This window comes from Asinibacterium sp. OR53 (genome assembly GCF_000515315.1).
Classification (GTDB): Bacteria; Bacteroidota; Bacteroidia; order Chitinophagales; family Chitinophagaceae; genus Sediminibacterium.
In genome coordinates, this window is the sequence record NZ_KI911562.1 from 3438636 (window position 1) to 3461701 (window position 23066).

The following is a 23066-nucleotide window of genomic DNA, read 5'->3' on the forward strand; positions in this document are numbered from 1 at the left end:
AAATTTGCCGCAAAGTTACCGTTTCTACAGGGCTTTGCTGTTTTTTGTTTACTTCAATATGCGTCTGATCCCGTTGGCATTTTCAATCAGTTCCTGCAGGTAATCGAAATTTTCCTTCTCCAGGCATGATTTGAATTTGCGCAACTGGGCAATATGTTCATTCAGTACATCCAACACATTTTCTTTATTCTGCATAAAGATGGGCACCCACATAGCGGGATTACTCTTGGCCAATCGCACCGTACTCTCAAAACCACCACTGGCCAGTTCAAAAATGGCGTCCTCTTCTTTTTCTTTTTCCAGTACCGTGTTGGCCAGTGCAAAAGAAGTGATGTGTGATATATGGCTCACATAAGCCACGTGCACATCGTGGTCACCGGCGTTCATGTACACCAGGTGCATGCCCAATAACCGATATACTTCTTCAACACAGGCTACCGCATCGGCATCGCTGTTGGCTTTATCGCAGATCACAGTGGCTTTATCGGTGAATGCGCCTTTTACAGCAGCTTCCGGACCGCTGTATTCCGTTCCCCACATCGGGTGTGTGGCCACGAAGCGCCCTCTTTTTGCATGACCTGCTACCGATGCACAGATCATTTTTTTAGTAGAGCCTACATCCATCACTACCTGTCGGTCTGCCATATCAAGCACCTGCGGCAATAAAGTTTCAGCCGCATTGATCGGCGTGGCCAACACTACCAGATCTGATTGTGCTACAGCTTCCTGCAATGGCAACACTGCATCTATCAGCCCCAGTGCCAGTGCCTTTTCTGCATGCGCGGCATGCTTTTCCACCCCAATGATATGCTTCGCAAAGCCTTTCTCTTTCAGGGCGATGGCCATGGAGCCACCTATCAATCCCGTACCAATGATCGTTACTCTCATATACCTGCGTTGCTGATCCTGTTAATGGCTTCTGTGAACCGTTCTACCGATCCGCACAAGCTGACCCTGATATAAGGTTCTCCGGCTTTGCCGAATATGCCTCCCGGTGTGATGAATACATTTGCATTGTATAATACTGCATCGCTCAGGGCAAAACCGTTTGCATGCGTAGCGGGAATCTTTGCCCACACAAACATGCCTGCCTGTTTTGTATCAAATGCACAACGGAGCAGGGTCAATAATTCAAATACTTTTTCTCTTCTTTCTTTATAGATCGCATTCACTTCATCGTACCAGTCTTTGCCGAGGCCCAGCGCTTTGGCTGCAGCCAGTTGCACGGGCAGGAACATACCGCTGTCCATATTGCTTTTGAAGCGCAATATTTCATCGATCCGCTCTTTCGCGCCCGACAACATCCCCACGCGCCATCCGGCCATATTGGAACTTTTGCTCAGTGAGTTCAGCTCAACAGCAGTTTCTTTTGCCCCTTCCACACTCAGCAAACTGAGTGGTGCATCATTCAAAATAAAACTGTAAGGATTATCGTGGCAGATCAGGATATGGTGTTTCTTTCCAAACGCGATCAGTTTGTTAAAGAGGTCTTTCTGTGGCAAGCGGCCGGTTGGCATGTGCGGGTAATTCACCCACATGAGTTTTACCTTGCTGAGATCTGTTTTTTCCAGTTGCGCAAAATCGGGTTCCCAGTTGCTGGCTTCCGATAATTCATACACTACGGGAGTAGCGCCCGACAGGCGAACGGCGCTGCTGTAGGTAGGATAGCCGGGATCAGGAATCAATGCCTGATCGCCTTCGTTGAGGTAGGTCATGCAAATATGCATGATACCTTCTTTACTGCCGATCAGCGGGAGTATCTCGCTTTCGGGGTTCAGCGTTACACCATACCATTTCGCATACCAGTCGGCAATCGCTTTTCGCAACACCGGCGACCCTTTGTAATTCTGGTAAGCATGCACGTTGGGCTTGGCCGCTTCGTCCTGCAATACTTTGATCACATCGGGATGCGGGGGCAGATCGGGACTACCGATACCCAGGTTGATGATCTGCTTGCCCTGTTTGTTCAGCTCCTCTATTTCGCGCAGTTTTTGCGAAAAATAGTATTCACCAATGCCTTCCAGTCTTTTTGCTGTGTTTACCTGTATCATCCTTTCACCAGTTTTCCCTGTTTATAAATACCGAATGTTTTGACCAAATTGGTCAGTGGCTGCATGGCTTTCAGCACTTCGTTCAATTGTTGCATGCCTTCGAATTCCATATCGGCATAGAAACCATATTTGAAATCGCTGCCCGGTATGGGCATGCTTTGCAATTTGCTCAGGTTGATGCCGGCGCTGGCAATATGTGTGAGCACGCGGGCCAGTGATCCTTTGGAATGATCGGTCTGGAAATAAACCGATGCTTTGTCGGCATCAGGTACCGGCTCCACATCATTTTCTTTTTGCAGCACCAGGAACCGGGTCACATTGTTTTTGAGTGTATGGATATTGGGAGCCAGGATTTCCAGTCCGAATAATTCGGCTGCGAGTCTGCTGGCAATAGCTGCAGCGTGTTGGCGCCGGTGCTGGTGCAGCAGTTTGGCGCTTAAAGCGGTGTCTTCTGTTTCCACCAGTTTCCAGTTGTGCTTTTCGAGGTAGTCGAGACATTGCAGGATGGCCATCGGGTGACTGTGCACTTCGCGGATGTCTTCGAACCTTACACCGGGATTGACCATCAGGTTCTGGCTGATGGAGAGGTATACTTCGCCGGTTACTTTCAGTTTGCTTTTTTGCAGGAGATTGTAATTGGGCAGGATGCTGCCCGCGATGGAGTTTTCGATGGCCATTACCGCGCCGTCGGACTGCTTTTTGTCTTCCGCTATTTTGATAAGTTCCCTGAAAGTATCACAGGGAATTACGTCAATGTTCTTACCGAATATGTGCATGGCGGCTACCTGGTGGAAGCTGCCTTCATATCCTTGAATAGCGATTCTTTTGTTCATAGTGGTTGGGTGGGGGGTATAAAAAATCCCGGCCTTTGAGCCGGGATCGTATTTTGATTCATTTTATCTTTTAAGCTTTCGCAAATACTACCCGGCTCCTTTGTGTAAAGAAGAAAAAGTAATAAAAGAAAAAGAAAGTATTTGTTGTTTTCATTCTGTGTCAAAAATAGCTACTGATTTGATACCAACCATCAATTCATGAAAAAAAATTAAGCTAACAAATAGTAGTTAGGAGTACAGCAGAAGATCACAATCGTACAATTGAAGCCTGTTTTTTGCCAACTGGCGGATGAAATCTGACAACTCGTTAACGGAACTATTCTCTTCACTCAAAAAAGAAAAAAGCCCCTCCGTGGAAACGGAGCGGCCTCTAACGATTGCTTGCCATATGAAAAAATCTTTGATAAGCTACCAGGGGCAGGCAAGCACGCCTCCGTTCGTTTTATATTCGGCAGCCTAAAATAAATTACTTCTTCTTAGCTGAAGTGTCAACAGCAGCTTTAGCAGCTGTATCTGCTTTCTTAGTGGTGTCAGCAGCAGCTTTAGTAGCTCCTGCTGCTGATTCAGTTGCAGTAGAATCTTTAGCAGCATCTTTGTTGGCACCAGAACCGCAGGCAGCAAGAGCGCCGATAGCTAAAACGAATAACAGCTTTTTCATTTGTTGTGTGTTTTTTGTGTGAGTGAATTTCTTTTTAATACCGGCGATACATAAAAGGTAACCTAGGGGCCGGAATATTTTTCAAAAAAACATTTTAGGACTATTTTGGGTTACTTTTACCCTCCTCACAGTATTAAAAGGTGCATAGTGAAAGCTGACAGCAACGAACAGGTGTTATTGAAAGGGTTGGCCAACAATGACTCGAAGGCCATTGATGCCATTTATAAGGAGAATTTCGCATCCATTCAGTCTTTCATTCTGAACAACAATGGCTCTTACGATGACGCAAGGGATGTTTTTCAGGAAGCGATGATTGCCCTCTATGAAAAAGCACAGAGCGAATCATTTGTCTTAACCTGTCAAATTAGAACTTATGTTTATTCAATATGTAGGAGACTTTGGCTCAAACGGCTACAACAACTGGGTCGTTTTACACGGCAAGTTGACCCGCTTGATGAAACAGTGGCGGTGGAAGAAGACCTGGAGATCCATGAGAAGCGGAATGCCGAGTTTGCGATAATGGACCGGGCCCTGAACAGCCTGGGGGAGCCCTGCAAGGGATTGTTGGAAGGATTTTACCTGAAGAAAATGGACATGCAGGAATTGGCGCAGGAATTCGGTTATACCAATGCCGATAACGCCAAGAACCAAAAATATAAATGTTTAATGCGTTTAAAGAAACTCTTCTTTGCGCAATATAATATCGGGGAGTAAGCACTATGATGGACGATATCTTATTACTGGAAGCTATTGAAAGGTACCTCAGCGGCGATATGGACGCCGCCGAACGGGCTTATTTTGAAGAGCTCCGGAAAAATACGCCTGAAATTGACCAGATGGTGGTAGAGCACGGTATGTTCCTGCACCAGATGGATTTTTATGCAGCCCACCGCACACTGAAACACAGCATGCATGAATCCCATGCCCGATTACTGGCCCGGGGCGACATCAATGAAGGCGCCGCACCTTCGGCTAAAGGGCGCGTTATCCAACTCTGGAACAAATACAAAAAAGTAACCGCCATCGCCGCTTCGGTGGGTGGTATCATAGCATTGGTCATCAGTGGCCTCACCGTTTACCTCTCCCCCGCTGTAAACGGCAACCAGTTGCAACAACTGAGCAAAGACATTGAAGTGATCAAAAGGAACCAGCAATACCAGGGTTCATTGATCAACGAAGTAAAAAGCAAGATACCCGAGAATGCCCGGCTCATCAGCGGCGGCACAGGGTTCCTCATCGATACCAAAGGTTATATCATGACCAATGCCCATGTACTCAAAGGTTCGGGCGCTATTGTCGTGAATAACCAGGGGCAGGAATTCAGCGCTACCATTGTGCATATCGACCAGGATAAAGACCTGGCCATTCTTAAGATCAGCGACAAAGATTACGAGCCATTGCACTCGCTTCCCTATAGTATCCGTAAAAACAATACCGATCTCGGCGAAGAGATCTTCACCCTGGGATATCCCCGGAACGACATCGTATACGGAATGGGATACCTGAGCGCCAAAACGGGCTACAACGGAGATTCACTCTCCTACCAGGTGCAGATCAGCGCCAATCCCGGCAACTCAGGCGGACCCGTATTCAATACCAACGGAGAAGTGGTAGGTGTATTGAGCACCCGCCAGGCACAGGCAGAAGGAGTAGCATTTGCAGTTAAATCCAGGAACATTTTCAGCATGGTGGAAGAACTCAAGAAAAGCGACAGTTCCATGGTAAAAATCAAACTGCCGGCACGCAGCAGTCTCCGGGGTGTACAGCGCAAGGAACAAATTGCCGAACTGGAGCCTTGCGTATTCTATGTAAAAGCTTACAGCAGATAATCATCGCTCAGATGAGGATTAGGTCCGATTATGGGCCGTCATCCTGAGCGAGCGAAAGCGAGTCGAAGGATCTGCTGAAAGTTTGGTCAGATCCCTCGACTACGTTCGGGATGACGATGGATATCAAATCAAGCCCAGAGATTATTGGGGTATTCTCCCGCAGCTACCAATTGATCGATGCTGGCCTGTACCACCGGGGCATCTTCTTTATAAGTAACGCCGAACCATTTTGCTGAAGTAGGTATTACTTTCACTACACCTTTTCCGGATGATACGAACTGTCCCGCTACAACAGGAATGAAAAACTCCGACTTGAGGTTATTGATATTCTTATCCAGGAACTCGCCGAAAAAGCCTTCACAAACATCAATAAAGCCCGGAGCAAAACAGAGATAGTTCATGCTCACCATTGCATTTTCGGATAATACATGATGGGTACCAGTCTCGTCTTCAAAAATAATATCACCGTTGGCCTGGCGTGAAATTTTGGTACGTTCGTTGATATCGGTCAGGTTATTATCGGCATCCACTTCGCAAACACCCCTGCTCACACTGCCGTTATCGCTCAACGTTTTATTCAGCTCATATCCGATGATGCAATATGTTTTTTCGTTGCATTTGGTAACGAGAAAATCATAGGCCTTGATGAAAGCATCGCGTCCATAATAATCATCGGCATTGATCACTGCAAAAGGCTCGTGTATCTTGCCTTTACAACATAATACCGCGTGCGCCGTACCCCAGGGTTTGGTTCTGTCGGCAGGTATTACCCGGTTGCCGGTAAAAGATTTGAGGTCCTGGTACACATAATCGATCTCGATCCGTCCCTTGAGCTTGGGTTCAAAAATGGCTTTGAACTGGTCGGCAAAATCTTCGCGGATAATGAAAACGATCTTTCCAAATCCGGCCTGGATGGCATCATAAATGGAATAGTCCATAATGGTTTCACCGGATGGACCGAATGATTCTATTTGTTTCATACTTCCGTAACGGCTGGCCATGCCTGCTGCAAGGATCACAAGGGTGGGTTTCATTGATTGGTTTGTTTTGATACTTTCGAGTGGCGAAGCTAAATCATTCGATTTGAGTAACAAACAGCACGAATGTCCTATAATTCACAAAATATCAATATTCAATCGCTCGGCAGTTGGGTCAGTGGCGACTATACAACGGTTGATGTATTGCGGCTCGACCGCATACACCCGGTTATAAGCGGCAATAAATGGTTCAAACTAAAGTACTACTTCGAAGCTGCCGAACGTACCGGTAAGAAAACCATTGCCAGTTTCGGCGGAGCCTACTCCAACCATATTGCAGCGCTGGCCTATGCAGGACGGGAACGGGGACTGAAAACGATCGGTTTCATTCGCGGTGAAGCCCATTCTCCGCTTTCACATACGTTGGCAGCCGCGCAGTCTTGCGGCATGGAGCTGGTATTCATCAATCGCTCCGATTACCGTTTTAAAGATGCTATCATCCAAACCCATGCCGATCATGGTTGGTATTGGATACCAGAAGGCGGCTACGGACCGGAAGGTGCGAGGGGCGCTTCGGAAATACTCAAACTGGTTGATGTTTCGGGCTATTCGCATATACTCTGCGCAGTAGGTACAGGCACTATGATGGCGGGATTGGTGCGGACAGCATCTGCCAACCAGGAAGTTATTGGCATCAGCGTTATGAAAGGCAATGAAGCGCTGCAAAAAGCCGTTGACGATTTACTGGATGCCGGTGATCAACAGAAGCAACATCGCATCTTACACGGTTATCATTTCGGGGGATATGGCAAGCACCCTTCAAATCTGGTACGGTTCATGCAGGGCTTATGGGAAAATGAACAATTGCCTACCGATATCGTGTACACATCGAAGCTATTATTCGCCGTGAAGGATTGTATTGAGAAAAAATATTTCCATAAAAACAGCCGCCTCCTGGTTATCCATAGCGGCGGCCTGCAGGGAAACAATTCACTACCACCGCATACATTACCTTTTTGATAACCCAACAGCTTTTATCTTTGTACAAGATGAAATCACTACGCTTAATTTTTCCGGCCTGGCTGGCGATGTTTGTTGTATGGAACAGTGCACAGGCCCAGACCACGCTGCCCGGTTTTACCGTTAAAGAACTCACCAAAGGAAAGACCCAGATCAGTTGGATCAATCCTTACCCTTCCTGCATCCAATTGGCCGTACAGCGGTCTTACGACAGTATCACCAATTTCAGGACCATCTTCTCCTCCCAATCGCCCGAATTGCCCTCCAATGGTTTTGTAGACGCGCAGGCAATGCCGGGTTATAAAGTGTATTACCGCATTTTTTATGTGCTGAGGGGCGGCCAGTATTTCTTTAGCAATGTGAAAAGGGTTGGCGATAACAGTCCGGATACCCGCGTACAACCATTACCCAATGCTGCTGCCATGACAGCCGATGCTGTCATACGCATTTATAAACGGGGTGAACTGGCGCTCAAATTACCCTACAAAGACTTCCTGCGTTTTCGTGATTCCATCATCAACAGAACCAGCGATTCCCTGTACACCGTTGATGCCGATTCCATCGACTGGCGGCCCTTTGTTGCCAAGGCATTATCCTGGGTCCCTTCTCCTTATGTATTCACGAACGACAAAGGTTACCTCACCGTGCGCCTGCCCAGTTATAAACAACACCGTTACCGCATTGTTTTCTTAGAAGAAAATGGGCAGGAAATTTTCCAGATCAAAGCAGTGAAAGAAAACGAAGTAGTGCTGGACAAAGCCAGCTTCATACATTCGGGTTGGTTCCAGTTTGAATTGTATGAAGATGAAAAGCTAAAAGAGAAGAATAAATTCTTCCTGGACAAAAACTAGACAAGCGAGGCGTTGAATACTTTTTCAAAATTCTTTCGCACTTCCGTTTTTATTTCATCCATTGGTATTTCGCGGCCCAGCTCTTTTTGCAGGGAGGTCACCTGCTTGTTCTCTATCCCGCAGGGAACAATGTATTGAAAATAATCCAGGTTGGCATTGACATTGAAAGCAAAACCGTGCATGGTAATCCACCGGCTGCATTTGATACCCATGGCGCATATTTTCCGTTCGCGTCCTTTTATATCGGGCTCTATCCACACGCCGGTTTCACCCGGACTCCTTTCTCCCTTCAATCCATAAGTTGCCATGGTAAGGATGATCACTTCTTCGAGGCTGCGTAAATACCATCCCAGGTCGGTACGGAATTTTTCCAAATCCAATATCGGGTAACCTACCAACTGGCCCGGGCCATGGAAAGTGATGTCTCCTCCCCTGTTGATATGAAAATAATCGATGCCCCTGGCCAGCCGCTCCGCTTCGTTGATAAGCACATGCGCTTCTTTTCCGCTTTTGCCCAGGGTATATACGGGCGGATGTTCTACAAACAAAAGATGGTGCAGGGTAGGCCATTCTGTAACCTTTACCAATTCCTGGTTACGGTATTGTGCCTTGACCGTTGTATTTTCCTGCAATAGCATTTCCTGGTAATCCCACACTTCCTTGTAATTTCTTAGACCCAGGTCCTGAAACTGAACTGTTTGCATACAGCAAAGGTATGCCATTGCGTAATTACAACTATTTTTGCCGGATGCACGAAGCAAACGATCATTTACCCGAAGAAGGCTCCGAAGAGCTTTATGAGCGCAAGACTTTTTCGGTAGACAAGGGACAGGAACCTTTCCGGATAGACAAATGGGTGCAGATGCATATCGAAGGAGCCACCCGTAACAAAGTACAGCGCGGTATTGACGCGGGCTTTCTTACCGTGAACGGAAAAGTGGTCAAGAGTAATTACAAGGTCAAGCCGGGCGATGAGATCGTGATGATGAGTCTCATCAACCCCGATCATACCGAACTCAAAGCCGAGAACATTCCCCTGAACATCGTATACGAAGACGATGCCGTGATGGTGCTCAACAAACCGGCCAACATGGTCGTACATCCGGGTGTGGGCAATTTCAGCGGCACTTTGCTCAATGGGGTGGCTTATCACCTGCAACAGCAGAATCCACAGATCGATGAGGAGGCTTTGCCGCGATTCGGACTGGTGCATCGCATCGATAAAAACACCACCGGTCTCATCGTACTAGCCAAGACCGCAGACGCGGCAGCACATTTGGCCAAACAATTTTTCAATCACACCGTTCAGCGCAAATATGTTGCCCTGGTATGGGGCGATGTGCAGGAAGAAGAGGGAACCATCGAAGCGCATATTGCACGCCACAGGCAATACCGTAAAATGTTCGATGCCTATCCCGAAGGCGAAACAGGCAAACATGCCATCACACATTACAAAGTGCTGGAACGTTTCAATTATGTAACGCTGGTGGAATGCGTACTCGAAACAGGAAGGACCCACCAGATACGCGTGCATATGAAACACATCGGCCACACATTATTCAATGATTGGGAATATGGCGGTGATAAAATTTTAAAAGGCACCATCTATACCAAATACAAGCAGTTTGTCGACAACTGTTTCGCGCTTTGTCCGCGTTGCGCCCTGCACGCACGCACGTTGGGCTTCCAGCATCCTGTTACGCAAAAAGAAATGTTCTTCGAATCACCACTCCCCGATGATATGGCGCAGGTCATTGAAAAATGGCGGAACTATATGACCCATCGAAAAGATAACGGGTAGACGAGATATGTAATTATCTTTGTAAACTTCGTTCGCTCGGGATGACGGTCAGTAATTAAATCAGACATTAATGATTATGCAAACAGATATTCGCACCAACTGGACTTTAGAAGAAGTTAAATCGATATACGATACCCCGCTGCTGGAGCTGGTATTCAACGCCGCCACGCTGCACAGGAAATACAACGATACGGCCGAAGTGCAGGTTTGCACCCTGCTCAGCATCAAAACCGGTGGCTGTAGTGAGGACTGCGCTTATTGTCCGCAAGCCGCCCGGTACAATACCGGTGTAAACGTACAGGCCCTGATGAAAAAAGAGGAAGTGCTGTCTTACGCACAAAAAGCAAAAGACGCAGGCTCTACCCGCTTCTGTATGGGAGCCGCCTGGCGTGAAGTGAGAGACAACCGCGATTTCGACCGTGTACTGGAAATGGTGAAAGGCGTGAATGAAATGGGCATGGAAGTATGTTGCACCCTCGGCATGCTCACGGAAGAACAGGCAAAAAAACTGGCCGATGCAGGATTGTATGCATATAATCACAACCTCGATACCAGTAAAGAGCATTACGGAGAGATCATCACCACACGTACTTATGAAGACCGTTTGGAAACGCTTGATCATGTGCGTAAGGCAGGTGTAACGGTTTGTTGTGGTGGTATCATTGGACTGGGAGAAACACATGAAGACCGGATCAATATGCTGCATACATTGGCAACACTGCCCGAACACCCGGAGAGTGTTCCCATCAATGCACTTGTTCCAATTGCCGGCACCCCGCTGGAACACAATCATAAAGTAGATGTATGGGATATGGTGCGTATGATCTCTACTGCCCGTATACTGATGCCTGCTACCATGGTGCGCCTGAGCGCCGGCAGAACAGATATGAGTACGGCAGAGCAGGCGCTGTGTTTCATGGCAGGGGCTAACTCCATCTTTGCAGGCGATAAACTGCTCACAACACCCAATCCTTCTTTTGAAGAAGACAATGTGATGTTCTCTTTACTCGGACTCAAACCCCGTGAAGCATTCAAAGCAGAGAAGCAATATTTGAGTGAGATGGTCAATGGCTGATGTCATCAATTATTGGTAATTTAGCCGTACACCATCAGCTCTGATATGCGTTTTTATTTCATTTTGTTGCTCTTACCACTGGTGTATCAGCCGGCAGCCGGTCAGTGCAAGACTTATAAGCTGACTTCCAGGGGAGATACCATCAATTGCACCGATCTCAAAGGGCTCAAGCAGGGCAAGTGGAAAATACACGTAGATCCCTTGCGTGGAGAACCCGGTTATGAAGACGAAGGAGGTTTTGTAAACAGCCAGCGCGAGGGTGTATGGCGCCGCTTCAATCTCATGGGCGATCTGCTTGCTGTTGAAAATTATCGCTGGGGCTACAAGAACGGTGTATGCAGGTATTTTACCATGGCAGGATTGGAGCATGAAGAAAGCTGGCTGGCCGTAAACCCTGCCAAAGCTTATGATACTGTTGATGTGCAGGATATTCAAAATCCGGACGTATATAAGAAGGTGGTAGTAAAAATAGAGGGGCACTCCCTCCGGCATGGGATTTGGAGGTTTTATTTTCCACCAAGCGGGCAAATATTACGAACTGAAAGATATATGCTGGATCAGCCTTATAGTCCGGAAATGGATCGGATGAAAGAAGATAGTACAAATACTTCTACAAACAAACCGGCAACCGACTCCCTCAAAAACAACGCCGCCGGAAAAACCAAACCCAAACCCAAGGAAGTATTGGAATTTGAAAAGAAAAATGCCGGTAAGAAAATAAAGGTCCGCGACGGCCGTACGGGTTAGGCAACCTTTCTCCACCTGAATCCGTACCTGAATTTAAAGTCGTAAATTTAAGAGAGGATATCGCATTAAAGCGTTCGTCATTAGCAATTGGACCGGAATAATACCACAATAACGGCTCTCATCAGCGGTTGCTGTAAGAATGACCGCCATTGTCAGCGTGACTTGTATCATGCCATGCATGGGTATGCCATGAAAATTTGCTATCGGTATGTTAATAAATTGGAAGAGGCGGAAGAGCTCGTCAATGAATCCTTCATCAAGCTTTTCAGGAATATCGGGCAGTTCGACGATAGACGCCAGGCAGATACCGAAGCCTTGCTGAAAGGATGGTTCAAGAAAATTGTTGTGAACACCTGTATTGATTACTTGCGCAAATCGCACCTGAAACTGGTGAGCCGGGAAACAGTACCCGAGGTTGAATCATTTTCCGATATACAGGAAAATGGCCTGGACAGGCTTTCTTACCGCGAAATCATTGAAGCCATTCGCAAACTGACGCCAGTATACCGCACCGTCTTTAATCTCTTTGTAATTGAAGGATTGACCCATGAAGAAATAGCTGAACAGCTGGGGATCAGCGTGGGCGCTTCTAAATCCAATCTCTCAAAAGCAAGACATAACCTCCGAAAAATCATTATGCAGCAAACCGATTACAAAATATATGTACCATCCTGATGACGATAATGAGCTGGACCGCCTGAGCAGGGATGCTGCCGAACACGCAGCATCGCCTGGCAACGCCTCCTGGTCACGTATGGCACGGGAACTGGACAAAGTCATGCCCCAGGAGAAGAAAAGAAGACTTGTGTTATTATGGTGGCTCCTGCCCTGTTTATTGGCAACCGGCTTATCGTTTTATTTCTGGAATCAATACCATGAGCGTCCGCAGGCAAAATTAAAATCGCCTGTCGCTTCGCCTGTGCATCAAGACAGTGAACCTCCTGTTACCAGTTTACCTGAGAATACCATTCTCAAAACGCATCCGCCTGCATCTGTAACAGAAGAAGCATCTCCACTATTAGCTCAACCCAATCATACTTCTATTGATCAAAAAAATACACTCCGTTCTAATGATTCACCTGCATCTTCTTTGTCACAACAGTTAGGCTCTTCTGTTTTACCTCCTCCCGCTTATGATGAAATCAGGAGTCAGCAGCCTGCTACAAAAGAAGTTTCCGGAAACAACACTTCTATGCATAACGGGCTGGATCATCCGCTGGCAACAGGTGTTGGCAATGATGCACATCATAAGGATACAACCATCCTGCAGCAAAATCATCACTCTGTAGACACTTCATTGATTGCTCACCAGGAACCCAACACTTCTTCTCGGTATAGTAAATTCAGTATGGGAGTAATAGCGGGTACAGATCTCAGCAACGTGAAATTCAGGTATACCGAGACTCCCGGCTATAATATAGGATTAATGGCGGGTTATCATTTGAACAAGCACTGGTCATTGCATACCGGGGCCATTTACACGAAGAAGAATTATAAAATGGATGGAGCAGACTTTACGGCTCCCAAGGGTAGTCCCGCCAGTTACTGGAACCTCACGAATGTAGAAGGAGATTGCTCCATGTGGGATATCCCGCTCCTGGTGCGTTTCCATCCGGGTAAAAAATCGACCAGCCGCTTTTCTTTCAGCACGGGCCTTTCTTCCTATTTCATGAAAGACGAAAATTACGATTACTATTATCCCTCGCCCACTACAGGCGCGATCGTAAAAAAATCGGGTTATTACAATACGGGAAGCTCCTACTGGTTCTCCGTTGTACATCTTTCTGCGGGGTTTGAAAAGCCCATTGGCAAGAAGGTATCCATGCAGTTGGAACCTTACATCAAACTGCCGCTTGCGGGTCTGGGCGTGGGTAATATGCGACTGAACAGCCTGGGATTTAACGTAACGGTTCAATACAGGAGCAGCAAAGAAGCAAGAATATCCACATCGTCCTCCGCTATGCTCGTTTCACATTAACGAATGGTTATCTTTACCGCGAATTAATCTGTTCATTGTTATGCTTAAAGTCGGTGTTTTCGGCGTAGGACATCTGGGAAAATTTCACCTGAATAACTGGAAAGAAATTGAAGGTATCAAGCTGGTAGGCTTTTTCGACCCGAACAATGAAAACGCCAAAGCCGTGGCAGAACAGTACGGCCTGAAACGTTTCATGGATGAGGAGAAACTCATCGACTCCTGCGATATCATTGATGTGATCACCCCTACCGATCACCATTTCAGTGTCTGCATGCAGGCTATCCGCAAGGGTAAACACGTGTTTGTGGAGAAACCCCTTGCGCATACCATACAGGAAGGGCGCGACCTCGTAAATATGGTCCGTGAAGCCAATGTAAAAATGCAGGTGGGACATGTGGAGCGTTTCAACCCTGCCTTTCTCGCCATCAAGGACCTGAACCTGAACCCCATGTTCATTGAAGTGCACCGCTTGGCGCAGTTCAATCCCAGGGGAACCGAAGTAAGCGTGATCCTGGACCTCATGATACATGATATTGACATCATCCTCAACCTGGTGAAGAGCGATGTCAAACATATTTCGGCAAGTGGTGTGGCGGTGATGACCGAGACACCCGATATTGCCAACGTGCGCATAGAGTTCAACAACGGCTGCGTTGCCAATTTAACCAGCAGCCGCATCAGCATGAAGAAGATGCGCAAAATGCGGCTCTTTCAGAAAGATGCTTATATCGGTATTGATTTCCTGGAGAAGAAAACAGAGATCATCAAACTCAAACAACCCGAGGACAAGAACGTTTTTTCTTTCGATATTGAAACACAGCATGGCAAGAAAACCCTGGCTATTGCCAACCCCTCAATTGATACCGTGAATTCCATCAAACTGGAACTCGAATCTTTCGTGGATTCCATTGTAAATAACAAGCCCGTAGTGGTTAGTGAGATCGATGGGTTCCTGGCGATGGAAGTGGCGCATCAGATACTCGAGAAGATCAGTAGTACCAGCATATTGGTTTAACCATTGCAACGTCATCGATCTACCATAATGCTCTCTGCTATCAGCAAATCCACCGGCCTTGTAATTTTAATGTTACTGTGTTCTCCCTCCACGAGATGAACAGTTTTACCACTGGCTTCTACTACAGTAGCTTCATCGGTGAACGCTTCGTTGTATGAGGTGTTGAATGCGGGAAGTAATACTTCACTTAAAAATGTTTGCGGGGTTTGTACAATGCGCACCTGATTACGGTTCGCTACCTTGCTCGATGTGCCCTCTGCGATCCGGATACTATCTGTTGCGGCTACGGCTGGTATAGCCGAACCATGCACCAGCGCCGCTTCGTAGCAGCGATGGATCAATGCTTTGCTCACCAAACACCTTACACCATCGTGCACAAACACAACAGCAGGCTCCTGTATTTTTTTCAACCCATTCTGTACTGAATGAAAACGGGTGGGACCACCATGTACAATGGTTGTTCTCGCGTCTGCCTGCAAATCGGCGATGATCTTTTCTCCTGCCTGTTGGTGTTCTTCAGGTACCACCAGGATAATTTGCATATCGGGATAAGATTCCAAAAAGGTATGGATCGTGTGCCACAATACCGGTTTGTTTTTCAGCAGCAGGAATTGCTTGGGCACTTCAGTGCCCATTCGCTGGCCATTGCCTCCGGCTACTATCACTGCATATTTCTTCATATTCAATCCAGCAACAGGCAACATTCGTTGTACAACTTTTCTTTATCGATGGCTGCGGTACCTACTTCTTCGCATACCAGTCCGCCCGCAATATTGGCCATATCCGCTGCCAGGTGCATGTTTTTGGTTGCAGCATACACCAATGCCGCTACTGCTATCACCGTATCGCCGGCTCCACTCACATCGGCTATATTCCGTACATGGGTAGGGATGATCCTGGCTTCGCCATCGACCTGGTAAAACACTCCTTTTTCCGATAAAGTGATCAGTGATATCCTGTGCTGTAATTTTTTTTGTAACGCCTGGTGTATGTGTTTGAGCTCCTCTTCGTCAACTGCATCGGTTACCATGTTCAACCCCTCTCTTACTTCTTTGAGGTTGGGTTTGAAAATATCAACTCCCTGGAACGATAAAAAGTTTTTCCGCTTGGGGTCTACAGCTGTGGTCACACCTGCCGATTGGCAAAGCGCTATCAGTTCTTTGATGACCCTGGGTGTGAGTACCCCTTTATTGTAATCTTCCAGGATGAGTACATCCGGCTTGTGTTTACTGAAAAAATCCGCCACGTGTTGCAGCAACATATCTTCTGTTGCCTTGCCAATATCTTCCGTTTCTTCCGCATCCAATCGCATCATCTGCTGGTTGCGGCTCATAACGCGGGTTTTGTTGGTAGTAACCCTGCCCGGATCTGTAACCAGGTAATCGGTATTGATACCGCTTTGCTGTAACAGTTGTTTCAGCAAAGTACCATTCTCATCATTTCCCAGCACCGCAATCACTGAAGTGGCTGCTCCCAGCGACGCGGTATTCAGCGCCACATTGGCTGCCCCTCCCACCCTCAATTCTTTTTTCTTCAATGCAACTACCGGCACCGGCGCTTCAGGCGATATCCTGTCTACATTACCCCACCAGTAAGTATCAAGCATAATATCCCCTACCACCAATACTTTGCTGTTGCTGAAATTTTTAAAAAGTTGTTCAAAGTCCATCTCTTCTTTTTTCATCTGTTCAGTTCCGCGAACCGCTCATTGCTTGTTTCGCCCTGCAAGATAATACAAAGGAAGTCCGATCAGTGTAATGCCGAGCCCCCACAACGAATAAGTAGGAGAAGCCCATACCAGCGCCACACAAAACAATGCCGCCAGCACAATGTATATCATGGGCATTACCGGGTATCCGAATGCCTTATAAGGTCTTGGCATATCGGGACGCTTCCTGCGCAGGATAAATATTCCGACGATCGTAAGCACATAAAATATCACCACAATGAATGACACCATGGTAAGCAGGTCTCCATAGTGTCCGCTCAAACACAATAAAGAAGCCACAACACACTGTATCCACAAAGCATATTCGGGCACAGCATTCTTATTCAGTTCTCCTGTTTTTTTGAAAAACAATCCATCGTTGGCCATCGTATAATAAACCCTGGCTCCTGCCAGGATGAGTCCGTTGTTGCAACCAAACGTAGAAATCATGATCATAACAGCGATCACAATAGTGCCTGCATTGCCAAAAATGGCATTGGCAGCGGTAACAGCCACCCGGTCGTTCTTGGCATAGGCGATGGACTGCAAAGGCAGTACATGCAGGTACATGAGATTAGCCGTAATATAGATGATGGTAACAATGAGGGTGCCCAGGAAAAGACTGAGTCCTATATTCCTTTGCGGGTTCTTGATCTCTCCTGCTATAAAAGTGACGTTGTTCCAGGAGTCGCTGCTGAATATAGAACCTACCATCGCAGCGGCAATAGCGCCTACCAATACTGCACCCGAGATGGACTTCCAGGCAGTGGGCTGCAGCATGCCTTTATCGTCTTTCACACCCAGGTCCTGCATGGCATTAAAGCCTGTGTGCCAGTTTTCGGCCCAATGGCTTTGCTTTACCAACAGAAATCCGAATACGATGAGCCCGAATAAAGAAAGTAGTTTGGTAACAGTAAATGTGCTTTGTATGATCTTGCCTCCCCTCACTCCCTTGGTGTTGGTATAGGTGAGGAAACAGATCATGGCGATGGCGAGCACCTGCGCCGCCGATATCTTCATAAAGCCCAGGTTGGCTATGATATTATCTTCTCCTACTGCCGGTATCAGGTAAGCGGTAAAGCGACTGAACGCCACCGCCACCGCTGCAATGGTAGCAGTTTGTATCACGGAGAAAAAGCTCCATCCAAAAAGAAAGGCCACGAGAGAATTATACGCTTCTTTGAGGTATATATACTGGCCGCCCGCTTTGGGGTACATGGCGCTCAGCTCGCCATAGCTCACTGCCGCCGTAATGGTCATGAAGCCGGTGATCAGCCATACCAGCACCAGCCAGCCCGCGCTGCCCACGTTCCTGGTAATATCCGAGCTTACGATGAAGATACCCGAACCGATCATGCCACCGGCTACGATCATGGTAGCGTCGAAAAGACTGAGCGAAGGCCTGAAGCCTGTTTGCTGTGTACTCATAAAAAATCCCGTTGTTTATAAACGGGATTTGAAGATAATAAATATGGTGGAAGTTCCTATTTCTTCTTGTATTTCTGGTTCAGGCCGTTAACCACATCTTTGGTAATGTCGTAAGCCGTATCCTTGAAGTATAAAAGGTCGGAGAGATTAGAGAAGATATAAGAATAGCCTTTGTTTTTGTTGTACTCTTCCAGGAATTCCTTGATTTTCTTTTGCACGTCCTGCCTTTTGCGAATGCTCTCTTCCTGCAATTCGCTGGTGAGCATTTGTTCTTTGCCCTGGTAAGTTTTATCCATCTGCTGCAGTTCCTGCTGCCTGCTGGCCAATTCAGCCTGCGTAAGGCTTTGGGCACTGCGCTGCAATTCTTGGTATTTTGCAGCAAAAGCGTTTTTCAGGGCATTCAGCTGGCGCGTCACTTCCTGGTCTTTGGCTTCCAGTCCTTTCTGTATCTCTTTGTAATATTCGAATTGTGTTTGTATGGAATCTATTTCGAAATAGGCAATCTTGAAGCTACCGGCAGGAATTGATTTGGTATCGACTGTCTGTACAGTGGCTTTCTTGCCTGAGAAATGCAGGTAAAACAAAACAGCTACCGCCAGTACCAGTACTATATTCAAACCCAGTGAAACATTTTTCATTTATTCTCTTTTGTGCTGTAAAATTAGACTCATTCAATGGCTCTGGCCTTTTGCAGAGCAAGATTAACAAGACCTTTGCAGGTAGCGATCTATGTAAAAAAGTAGGAAGCACATTAACTTCCTACTTTTTATCATGTAACCTGTCTGCATTGACAGACAAGGCATTATTCATCATCATCAAAGCTCATCGCTTCACGTGTAGTGGCCAGTACTTCGTACTCTTCCTTGCTACCTACGATCATGTTCTCGAACTCTTTCTGTCCGGTACCGGCAGGTATCAGGTGACCAGTAATCACGTTCTCTTTCAGTCCCAGCATCGCATCGGTCTTACCCTGGATAGCAGCCTGGCTCAACACTTTGGTAGTTTCCTGGAATGATGCAGCAGAGATCCAGCTCTGTACACCCAGTGAAGCTTTGGTGATACCCAGCAGCACCGGCGTTGCAGTGGCGGGCTTGGCATCCCTTACTTCTACCAGTTTCTTATCGCTCCTGCGGAGGATGGAATTCTCTTCACGCAGTTCACGGAGGGTGATGATCTGTCCGGGTTTCATCTTAGCGCTTTCACCTGCTTCGGTTACTACTTTCTTATCGAAGACCCTGTCGTTCTCTTCGATAAAGTCGAACCTGTCTTCGAGATCTTCTTCGAGGAACTTGGTATCTCCTGCGTCTACGATCTCTACTTTTTTCATCATCTGGCGAACGATCACTTCAATGTGTTTGTCGTTGATCTTCACACCCTGTAAACGGTATACTTCCTGGATCTCGTTCACAACGTACTCCTGTACGGCGAAAGGTCCTTTGATAGCAAGTATATCGGCGGGCGCGATCTGTCCGTCTGACAGCGGTGTACCGGCTTTCACGAAGTCGCCGTCCTGTACCAGGATCTGGCGTGTCAACGGAACCAGGTATTTCTTCACCATACTGTCTTTCGACTCAACGATGATCTCGCGGTTACCACGTTTTACGTTACCGAAAGCTACCACACCATCGATCTCACAAACGATCGCAGGGTTACCCGGATTACGTGCTTCAAACAATTCTGTTACACGGGGCAGACCTCCGGTGATATCCCTGAGCTTACCCAGTACACGCGGTATCTTAACCAGTACCTGTCCGGCTTTTACATCATCTCCTTCTTCGATCACGATATGCGATCCAACGGGCAGGTTGTATTGTTTGTTTTCTTTTCCTTCTACAATAACGGTAGGTATCTTGGTCTTGTCTTTTGTTTCGATAACCACTTTCTCGCGGTGACCGGTTTGTTCATCCGCCTCATCGCGGTATGTGATACCATCGAGTACGTTTTCAAATTTGATCTTACCGTTCTGCTCTGCTACGATTACGTTGTTGAACGGATCCCATGTACAGATCACATCTCCTTTCTTCACTTGTTGTCCGTCTTTCACAGCCAAGGTAGCACCATAAGGGACGTTGTTGGTGATCATCAGCCTGTCGTTCTTCACATCCATGATCCTTACCTCGCCGGTACGGCCGATAACGATCTTCACTTTATCACCTTCATTGTTCAATGCTTCTACTGTTCTCAGACCATCGAACTGGATGGTACCGTCGAATTTCGCGTTCAGGCTCGATTCAACAGAAGCAGATCCCGCAACACCACCCACGTGGAAGGTACGCAGTGTCAGCTGTGTACCAGGCTCACCGATTGACTGTGCAGCGATGATACCTACGGCATCACCTTGTTGTGTCAGGTAGCCTGTTGCCAGGTTGCGTCCGTAACATTTTACGCACACACCGCGCTTGCTCTCGCAGGTAAGCACAGAACGTATTTCTACGGTTTCAATGCCTGCTTCTTCAATAGCTTTTGCGACTTCTGCAGATATTTCTTCACCCGCAGCGATGATCAGTTCATCGGTAACGGGATGATAGATATTGTGTAATGAAGTACGGCCATCGATCCTGTCTGCCAGCGGTTCAATGATGTCTTCATTGTCTTTCAGCGCTGTAGTAGCGTTTCCGCGCAGGGTGCCGCAATCCTCTTCACCGATCACCACATCCTGGGCCACGTCTACCAGACGACGGGTCAGGTAACCCGCATCGGCTGTTTTCAGGGCCGTATCGGCCAAACCTTTACGGGCACCGTGTGTAGAGATGAAGTAATCCAATACGTTCAATCCGTTCTTGAAGTTCGACAGGATGGGGTTTTCAATTACCTCGCTGCCTGTGCTGCCGCTCTTACGGGGCTTGGCCATCAGACCACGGATACCCACCAGCTGTTTTACCTGTGTCTTACTACCACGCGCTCCGGAATCCAGCATCATGTAAACAGAGTTGAAGCCCTGCTTATCGTTCTGCATTTCACGGATCAGTGTTTCAGTGATACGGGTATCCACACGGCTCCAGATATCGATTACCTGGTTGTATCGCTCGTTATTAGTGATCAGACCCATGTTATAGTTTTCCCACACTTCTTCCACTTCTGTCTTGGCGTTCTCCAGCAGTTCATTACGCTGGTCGGGCACGATCAGGTCGTTCACGTTGAACGACAATCCACCACGGAAGGCCATACGGAAACCGAGGGTCTTGATATCATCGAGGAATTTCGCTGTCTTAGGTACATCGGTGATCTTGATGATGTCGCCGATGATCTCACGAAGACTTTTCTTGGTGAGCAGTGCATTCACGAATCCTACTTCATGCGGTACGTGCTGGTTGAACAGTACGCGACCTACGGTAGTATCGATCAGTTTTTTCACCAGTTGTCCGTTCACACGCACATTCGTTTTCACTTTGATATGCGCATGCAGGTCAACCGCTCCTTCGTTGTAAGCAATGAGCACTTCATCCATGCTGTAGAAAGCCTTGCCTTCTCCCCTGATCACTTCATCACCCATGGTCTTCTTGCCTTTGGTGATGTAGTACAGTCCCAGTACCATGTCCTGTGAAGGCAGGGTGATGGGCGTACCGTTCTGCGGGTTGAGGATGTTGTGTGAAGACAGCATCAGCAACTGTGCTTCCAGGATGGCTGCATTGCTCAAAGGCACGTGTACCGCCATCTGGTCGCCGTCGAAGTCGGCGTTGAAAGAAGAAGTAACCAGCGGGTGCAGCTGGATCGCTTTACCTTCTACCAGCTTGGGCTGGAAAGCCTGGATTGACAAACGGTGCAGCGTTGGCGCACGGTTCAGCATTACAGGGTGCCCTTTCAATATGTTTTCGAGGATATCCCAGATCACGGCTTCTTTGCGGTCTACCAGTTTCTTGGCCGACTTCACCGTTTTCACGATACCTCTTTCAATCAGTTTACGGATCACGAATGGCTTGAACAGCTCGGCTGCCATGTCTTTAGGCAGACCGCATTCGTGTATTTTCATTTCAGGGCCTACCACGATCACAGAACGACCGGAGTAGTCCACACGTTTACCCAACAGGTTCTGACGGAACCGTCCCTGTTTACCTTTCAGTACATCGGAAAGTGATTTCAGTGCACGGCCACCTTCGGCTTTCACCGCATTGGATTTACGGCTGTTGTCGAACAGTGAATCGATCGCTTCCTGCAGCATACGCTTTTCGTTACGCAGGATCACTTCAGGCGCTTTGATCTCCAACAAACGCTTCAAACGGTTGTTACGGATGATCACACGACGGTAAAGGTCGTTCAGGTCTGAAGAAGCGAAACGGCCGCCATCCAATGGAACCAGCGGACGCAGTTCCGGAGGAATTACGGGGATGTATTGCATCACCATCCACTCGGGGCGGTTGGTAATACGTGTGCCGGCGTCGCGGAAAGATTCCACTACGCTCAGGCGCTTCAGTGCATCTGCTTTACGCTGCTGTGAAGTTTCGGTAGCAGCGGCATTACGGAGTGAGAAGCTCAGGCCGTCCAGGTCGATCCTTTCCAACAGTGCATGCACTGCTTCAGCACCCATTTTAGCAATGAATTTCTGCGGATCTTCATCGGGCAGGTATTGGTTGTCCTTGGGCAAATTGTCCAGGATATCGAGGTATTCTTCTTCAGTGAGCAGGTCGCCGGTGTTCAGGCTCTCTTTCACACCACCCTGGATCACTACATAACGCTCATAATAAATGATGGTCTCTAATTTCTTGGAGCTCATACCCAGCAGGTAACCGATTTTGTTGGGCAGGCTCTTGAAGTACCAGATATGCACTACGGGCACCACCAGTTTGATGTGGCCCATGCGCTCACGGCGTACTTTCTTTTCTGTTACTTCCACACCGCAGCGGTCGCACACGATGCCTTTGTAACGGATACGCTTATATTTTCCGCAGGCACATTCGTAATCCTTTACGGGTCCGAATATCCTTTCGCAGAACAAACCGTCGCGCTCCGGTTTATAGGTACGATAGTTAATGGTTTCAGGCTTCAGCACTTCGCCAAAACTTCTTTCCAGGATGCTGTCGGGCGATGCCAGACTGATCGTGATCTGTGAAAAAGTTGATCTGGGGCGATTGTCTTTTTTGATGGCCATATCTAAGCT

The 23066-nt window shown here is 47.5% G+C and carries 21 protein-coding genes; 10 read left to right on the plus strand and 11 right to left on the minus strand.

The window, feature by feature from the left end; translation table 11 throughout:
- Window positions 1–48: 48 nt before the first annotated feature.
- The 4 genes from SEDOR53_RS0115285 to SEDOR53_RS0115300 form a co-directional block, all read right to left on the minus strand.
- Window positions 49–888: a prephenate dehydrogenase gene (locus SEDOR53_RS0115285; RefSeq protein ID WP_026770500.1), complete on the minus strand. Its 840-nt coding sequence runs from the start codon at window positions 886–888 to the stop codon at window positions 49–51.
- Entirely contained in the window at window positions 885–2051 is a 1167-nt protein-coding gene (locus tag SEDOR53_RS0115290; protein ID WP_037361439.1) for a pyridoxal phosphate-dependent aminotransferase, read from the minus strand. The genes SEDOR53_RS0115285 and SEDOR53_RS0115290 overlap by 4 nt, the downstream gene beginning before the upstream one ends.
- The gene (locus SEDOR53_RS0115295; RefSeq protein WP_037361442.1) at window positions 2048–2884 is read right to left on the minus strand and encodes a prephenate dehydratase; all 837 of its coding nucleotides are present in this window, start codon (window positions 2882–2884) and stop codon (window positions 2048–2050) included. Before SEDOR53_RS0115295 ends, SEDOR53_RS0115290 begins: the two co-directional genes overlap by 4 nt.
- 466 nt (window positions 2885–3350) lie before the next feature.
- Window positions 3351–3542 (minus strand): hypothetical protein, encoded by a 192-nt coding sequence (locus SEDOR53_RS0115300; protein WP_026770503.1) that lies wholly within the window; start codon window positions 3540–3542, stop codon window positions 3351–3353.
- Between the two features lie 147 nt (window positions 3543–3689).
- Between SEDOR53_RS0115300 and SEDOR53_RS0115305 the strand changes: the two genes are divergently transcribed.
- Window positions 3690–4256: an RNA polymerase sigma factor gene (locus SEDOR53_RS0115305; protein ID WP_037361444.1), complete on the plus strand. Its 567-nt coding sequence runs from the start codon at window positions 3690–3692 to the stop codon at window positions 4254–4256.
- A 5-nt stretch (window positions 4257–4261) separates the two neighbouring features.
- Complete coding sequence (locus SEDOR53_RS0115310; protein WP_026770505.1) at window positions 4262–5371, plus strand: S1C family serine protease; 1110 nt, start codon at window positions 4262–4264, stop codon at window positions 5369–5371.
- 128 nt (window positions 5372–5499) lie between these two features.
- Here SEDOR53_RS0115310 and SEDOR53_RS0115315 read toward each other — a convergent pair whose 3' ends face one another.
- On the minus strand, window positions 5500–6405 hold the full coding sequence (locus SEDOR53_RS0115315) for a sugar phosphate nucleotidyltransferase (RefSeq protein WP_026770506.1): 906 nt from the start codon (window positions 6403–6405) through the stop codon (window positions 5500–5502).
- Between the two features lie 69 nt (window positions 6406–6474).
- Here SEDOR53_RS0115315 and SEDOR53_RS0115320 point away from each other — a divergent pair, with 69 nt between their 5' ends.
- Together SEDOR53_RS0115320 and SEDOR53_RS0115325 are read left to right on the plus strand one after the other, a co-directional pair.
- Window positions 6475–7368, plus strand: a complete 894-nt coding sequence (locus tag SEDOR53_RS0115320) for a 1-aminocyclopropane-1-carboxylate deaminase/D-cysteine desulfhydrase (protein ID WP_026770507.1) — start codon at window positions 6475–6477, stop codon at window positions 7366–7368.
- Window positions 7369–7397: 29 nt separating this feature from the next.
- Window positions 7398–8219, plus strand: coding sequence for a hypothetical protein (locus SEDOR53_RS0115325; protein WP_026770508.1), 822 nt, complete (start codon window positions 7398–7400; stop codon window positions 8217–8219).
- On the opposite strand, the gene lipB is transcribed toward SEDOR53_RS0115325, so the two are convergent.
- A complete protein-coding gene (gene lipB / locus SEDOR53_RS0115330; protein ID WP_026770509.1) occupies window positions 8216–8923 on the minus strand; it encodes a lipoyl(octanoyl) transferase LipB in 708 nt (235 codons plus the stop codon). The two genes, SEDOR53_RS0115325 and lipB, sit on opposite strands and share 4 nt — an antisense overlap.
- A 44-nt stretch (window positions 8924–8967) precedes the next feature.
- On the opposite strand from lipB, the gene SEDOR53_RS0115335 reads away from it, so the two are divergent.
- The 6 genes from SEDOR53_RS0115335 (at window position 8968) to SEDOR53_RS0115360 (ending at window position 14835) form a co-directional block, all read left to right on the plus strand.
- A complete protein-coding gene (locus tag SEDOR53_RS0115335) occupies window positions 8968–10020 on the plus strand; it encodes an RluA family pseudouridine synthase (RefSeq protein WP_157576853.1) in 1053 nt (350 codons plus the stop codon).
- A gap of 76 nt (window positions 10021–10096) precedes the next feature.
- A complete protein-coding gene (gene bioB, locus SEDOR53_RS18270; protein ID WP_051416772.1) occupies window positions 10097–11095 on the plus strand; it encodes a biotin synthase BioB in 999 nt (332 codons plus the stop codon).
- Window positions 11096–11140: 45 nt separating this feature from the next.
- Complete coding sequence (locus tag SEDOR53_RS0115345) at window positions 11141–11842, plus strand: hypothetical protein (RefSeq protein WP_026770511.1); 702 nt, start codon at window positions 11141–11143, stop codon at window positions 11840–11842.
- Between the two features lie 162 nt (window positions 11843–12004).
- Complete coding sequence (locus tag SEDOR53_RS0115350; protein ID WP_255346357.1) at window positions 12005–12517, plus strand: RNA polymerase sigma factor; 513 nt, start codon at window positions 12005–12007, stop codon at window positions 12515–12517.
- Window positions 12504–13820, plus strand: coding sequence for an outer membrane beta-barrel protein (locus SEDOR53_RS0115355; protein WP_026770513.1), 1317 nt, complete (start codon window positions 12504–12506; stop codon window positions 13818–13820). The genes SEDOR53_RS0115350 and SEDOR53_RS0115355 overlap by 14 nt, the downstream gene beginning before the upstream one ends.
- A 40-nt stretch (window positions 13821–13860) precedes the next feature.
- Window positions 13861–14835: a Gfo/Idh/MocA family protein gene (locus SEDOR53_RS0115360; protein WP_026770514.1), complete on the plus strand. Its 975-nt coding sequence runs from the start codon at window positions 13861–13863 to the stop codon at window positions 14833–14835.
- Between the two features lie 11 nt (window positions 14836–14846).
- Here the strand turns inward: SEDOR53_RS0115360 and SEDOR53_RS0115365 are convergent, their stop codons facing one another.
- From SEDOR53_RS0115365 to rpoC, 5 genes are all read right to left on the minus strand, one after another.
- Window positions 14847–15539: a 2-C-methyl-D-erythritol 4-phosphate cytidylyltransferase gene (locus SEDOR53_RS0115365; RefSeq protein WP_232214787.1), complete on the minus strand. Its 693-nt coding sequence runs from the start codon at window positions 15537–15539 to the stop codon at window positions 14847–14849.
- On the minus strand, window positions 15518–16519 hold the full coding sequence (locus SEDOR53_RS0115370) for a bifunctional heptose 7-phosphate kinase/heptose 1-phosphate adenyltransferase (RefSeq protein ID WP_051416691.1): 1002 nt from the start codon (window positions 16517–16519) through the stop codon (window positions 15518–15520). The genes SEDOR53_RS0115365 and SEDOR53_RS0115370 overlap by 22 nt, the downstream gene beginning before the upstream one ends.
- A 21-nt stretch (window positions 16520–16540) precedes the next feature.
- A complete protein-coding gene (locus SEDOR53_RS0115375) occupies window positions 16541–17971 on the minus strand; it encodes an APC family permease (protein ID WP_026770517.1) in 1431 nt (476 codons plus the stop codon).
- Window positions 17972–18027: 56 nt separating this feature from the next.
- Complete coding sequence (locus SEDOR53_RS18275) at window positions 18028–18609, minus strand: OmpH family outer membrane protein (RefSeq protein WP_026770518.1); 582 nt, start codon at window positions 18607–18609, stop codon at window positions 18028–18030.
- A 164-nt stretch (window positions 18610–18773) separates the two neighbouring features.
- Entirely contained in the window at window positions 18774–23057 is a 4284-nt protein-coding gene (gene rpoC / locus SEDOR53_RS0115385; protein WP_026770519.1) for a DNA-directed RNA polymerase subunit beta', read from the minus strand.
- Between the last annotated feature and the right edge of the window lie 9 nt (window positions 23058–23066).

Coding starts and splice junctions, on each gene's coding strand:
- SEDOR53_RS0115285 (WP_026770500.1), bottom strand. CDS start 888: ATGAGAGTAACGATCATTGGTACGGGATTGATAGGTGGCTCCATGGCC.
- SEDOR53_RS0115290 (WP_037361439.1), bottom strand. CDS start 2,051: ATGATACAGGTAAACACAGCAAAAAGACTGGAAGGCATTGGTGAATAC.
- SEDOR53_RS0115295 (WP_037361442.1), bottom strand. CDS start 2,884: ATGAACAAAAGAATCGCTATTCAAGGATATGAAGGCAGCTTCCACCAG.
- SEDOR53_RS0115300 (WP_026770503.1), bottom strand. CDS start 3,542: ATGAAAAAGCTGTTATTCGTTTTAGCTATCGGCGCTCTTGCTGCCTGC.
- SEDOR53_RS0115310 (WP_026770505.1), top strand. CDS start 4,262: ATGATGGACGATATCTTATTACTGGAAGCTATTGAAAGGTACCTCAGC.
- SEDOR53_RS0115315 (WP_026770506.1), bottom strand. CDS start 6,405: ATGAAACCCACCCTTGTGATCCTTGCAGCAGGCATGGCCAGCCGTTAC.
- SEDOR53_RS0115320 (WP_026770507.1), top strand. CDS start 6,475: ATGTCCTATAATTCACAAAATATCAATATTCAATCGCTCGGCAGTTGG.
- SEDOR53_RS0115325 (WP_026770508.1), top strand. CDS start 7,398: ATGAAATCACTACGCTTAATTTTTCCGGCCTGGCTGGCGATGTTTGTT.
- lipB (WP_026770509.1), bottom strand. CDS start 8,923: ATGCAAACAGTTCAGTTTCAGGACCTGGGTCTAAGAAATTACAAGGAA.
- SEDOR53_RS0115335 (WP_157576853.1), top strand. CDS start 8,968: ATGCACGAAGCAAACGATCATTTACCCGAAGAAGGCTCCGAAGAGCTT.
- bioB (WP_051416772.1), top strand. CDS start 10,097: ATGCAAACAGATATTCGCACCAACTGGACTTTAGAAGAAGTTAAATCG.
- SEDOR53_RS0115345 (WP_026770511.1), top strand. CDS start 11,141: ATGCGTTTTTATTTCATTTTGTTGCTCTTACCACTGGTGTATCAGCCG.
- SEDOR53_RS0115355 (WP_026770513.1), top strand. CDS start 12,504: ATGTACCATCCTGATGACGATAATGAGCTGGACCGCCTGAGCAGGGAT.
- SEDOR53_RS0115360 (WP_026770514.1), top strand. CDS start 13,861: ATGCTTAAAGTCGGTGTTTTCGGCGTAGGACATCTGGGAAAATTTCAC.
- SEDOR53_RS0115365 (WP_232214787.1), bottom strand. CDS start 15,539: ATGTTGCCTGTTGCTGGATTGAATATGAAGAAATATGCAGTGATAGTA.
- SEDOR53_RS0115370 (WP_051416691.1), bottom strand. CDS start 16,519: ATGAAAAAAGAAGAGATGGACTTTGAACAACTTTTTAAAAATTTCAGC.
- SEDOR53_RS0115375 (WP_026770517.1), bottom strand. CDS start 17,971: ATGAGTACACAGCAAACAGGCTTCAGGCCTTCGCTCAGTCTTTTCGAC.
- SEDOR53_RS18275 (WP_026770518.1), bottom strand. CDS start 18,609: ATGAAAAATGTTTCACTGGGTTTGAATATAGTACTGGTACTGGCGGTA.
- rpoC (WP_026770519.1), bottom strand. CDS start 23,057: ATGGCCATCAAAAAAGACAATCGCCCCAGATCAACTTTTTCACAGATC.